The 2,482-nt window shown below is 74.8% G+C and carries 2 protein-coding genes; both read right to left on the bottom strand.

Annotation, left to right across the window (positions count from 1 at the left end):
* Window positions 1–70: 70 nt before the first annotated feature.
* Complete coding sequence (locus H5J30_RS27090) at window positions 71–1,039, bottom strand: acetylxylan esterase (protein WP_181789947.1); 969 nt, start codon at window positions 1,037–1,039, stop codon at window positions 71–73.
* A 170-nt stretch (window positions 1,040–1,209) separates the two neighbouring features.
* Window positions 1,210–2,208: a LacI family DNA-binding transcriptional regulator gene (locus H5J30_RS27085; protein WP_181789946.1), complete on the bottom strand. Its 999-nt coding sequence runs from the start codon at window positions 2,206–2,208 to the stop codon at window positions 1,210–1,212.
* Between the last annotated feature and the right edge of the window lie 274 nt (window positions 2,209–2,482).

Below are 2,482 nucleotides of genomic sequence, written 5' to 3'. Positions count from 1 at the left end.
GAGCTGCTCGGCGCCCCGCAGGGGCCGCCCTGACGGGGCGTACGGCCGCGTGCCGTACGCCCCCGGCCCGCTACACCTCCAGCCAGGCCAGCGCGGTCACGCGGTGGTCGTTGCCGCCGCCCTCGTGGCCGTTCCACCGGTAGACCTCGATGCCCTTCGGCCCGCCCCAGTGGTTGTACGACGCGAAGACCGTCGACGGCGGGCACACCTCGTCCATCAGCGCCACCGAGTACAGCGCCGGTACCCGGGCCCGGGCCGCGAAGTTGAGCCCGTCGAAGTACGACAGCGTGCGGAACACCCGCTCGTCCGCGTCCCGCTGGGTGGCCAGGAAGAGGACCAGCTCCTGGTACGGGTTCTTGTCGGTGATCGTGACCGCGCGGCGGAAGTGGTTGAGGAACGGCACGTCGATCATCGCCGCCCGCACCCCCCGGTGCAGCCCCGCGACCGCGGTGGCGATCGCGCCGCCCTGGCTGCCGCCGGAGACCGCGATCCGCTCGCCGTCGACCGCCGGATGCGCGGCGGCGGCGTCCACGGCGCGTACGGCGTCGGTGAAGACGCGGCGGTAGTAGTACTCCTCGGGGTCGAGCACGCCGCGCGTCATGAAGCCGGGCGTCTGCGCGTTGCCCGTGCCGTACGGGTCGGGGGTGGAACCGGCGTTGTTGCGGTGGGCGGCGCCCTGGCCGCGGGTGTCGACGACGAAGACGGCGCGGCCCGAGGCCGGCCAGAACAGGTGGTCGTGCGGCAGCCCGCGGCCGCCGCCGTAGCCGATGTAGTGCATGACGCACGGCACGGGCCCGTCGGCGCCGCGCGGCAGGACGAGCCAGGCGGAGATCCGGTGGCCGCCCCAGCCGGCGAAGGACACGTCGTACACGTCGACGGCCGTCAGGCCCGTCGGGTACGGGCGGAACTCGGGTGCCGGCCCGGCCTCGGCCCCGGCCCCGGCGAGGGTGCGGGTCCAGAAGTCGTCGAAGTCGGCGGGCTCCTCACGCTCGGGGCGGTAGTCGCGCAGCTCGGCGAGGGGGAGGTCGAACAGGGCCATGCGGATGCTCCAGTCGGTCGTGACGGCGGTGCTGGTGCGGGTGCGGACGGGGCCTCGGAACGTGGGGCGCGGGGTATCGGGGCTGGACATCGGGGCGGGGGAGCGGCTCGGCGCGGACGCGTGTCATTGTCCGCGGCGTACGTATCCGCAGGCGGGACGGCGTCCCGTGGTCAGCGGGCCGGCGGCGGGCCCGTGGACGCGCGGACCGTCAGCGTCGTCGCCAGCTCCACCTGCTCGGGCTGCGCCGCCCCGCCCTCGCCGTGCAGCCGGAGCATCCGGAACGCCGTCGCCGCCATCGCCTCCAGCGGCTGGACGACGGTCGTCAGCGGCGGCGCCGCCCAGGCGGCGACCGGGGTGTCGTCGAAGCCGGTGACGCTCAGGTCCGCCGGTGCCCGCAGCCCGCGTTCGGCCAGTGCCTGGAGCACGCCGAACGCCTGCCCGTCGTTCGCCGCGACCACCGCCGTCGGCGGCTCCGGCAGGTCGAGCAGCGCCAGCGCCCCGGCCCGGCCGTCGGGCGCGAAGAAGTCGGCGCGGTGGACCAGCTCCTCGTCGACCGGCAGCCCGGCCTCCAGCAGCGCGGTGCGGTAGCCGTCGAAGCGGGCGCGGGCGGACCAGATCGCCTGCGGCCCGGTGATCGTGGCGATGCGCCGGTGGCCCAGCTCGACGAGGTGGCGGGTCGCGGCGAGGCCGCCCTGCCAGTTCGTACAGCCCACGGAGCGCACGCCCGCGCCCGGTTCCGCCGGCGGGTCGATGGCGACCAGCGGAATGCGCTTGGCCGCGAGCCGCGCGCGGGTCTCGGGCGCCGGCACCTGGTGGACGAGCAGGACGCCGTCGCTGCCGCGCGCCATGATGCGCTCCAGGGTGTGCCGCAGCACGTCGGCGCTGTCGGGCACGCTGTCGATGACGATCCGGCAGTCGGCCTCGGCGCCGGCCTCGACCGCGCCGGTGACCAGCGCGTCGGCCCACGGGCTGTTGAGGCTGCCGATGACGAGGTCGACGACGCCGGCGCCGCGGGACGGCCGGTACCCGTGGTCGGCGAGCAGCCGGGCGATCCGCTCGCGGGTGGCGGGGGCGACGTCCGTGCGGGCGTGCAGGACCTTGGAGACGGTCGACACCGAGACGCCGGCGCGGGCGGCGATGTCGCTGAGGGTGGCCTGTTCGGGCGGCATGGGCACTGTCCTTTTCGAAAACTTGGGCCAGCCTCGCCGTCGACTTCCGAGCCTGTCAAGGGTGTTGACGGAGGTCTTCAGGGCTTCTAGCGTCAACCGGCGAGCGAAAAATTGTCGAAAACGACTGCCGGAGGAGACCATGAGCCCGTCCCTGGGCGTGCAGCTCTACACCGTTCGCGACGAGATCGCCGCCGACCGCCCCGGCACGCTCGCCGCGCTGGCCGGCTTCGGCTACCGCCAGGTCGAGTGCCACGACGTGCTGACCGACCCCGAG

Origin of the sequence: Streptomyces phytophilus, from assembly GCF_013870535.1 — a bacterium.
GTDB classification, from domain to species: Bacteria; Actinomycetota; Actinomycetes; order Streptomycetales; family Streptomycetaceae; genus Streptomyces; species Streptomyces phytophilus.
Note: the sequence above shows the minus strand (reverse complement) of the source record. Positions and strands in the feature narration are given on the sequence as shown.

Bases quoted from the DNA above. Each gene is read 5' to 3' on its own strand.
- H5J30_RS27090 (WP_181789947.1), bottom strand. From the start codon at position 1,039: ATGGCCCTGTTCGACCTCCCCCTCGCCGAGCTGCGCGACTACCGCCCC.
- H5J30_RS27085 (WP_181789946.1), bottom strand. From the start codon at position 2,208: ATGCCGCCCGAACAGGCCACCCTCAGCGACATCGCCGCCCGCGCCGGC.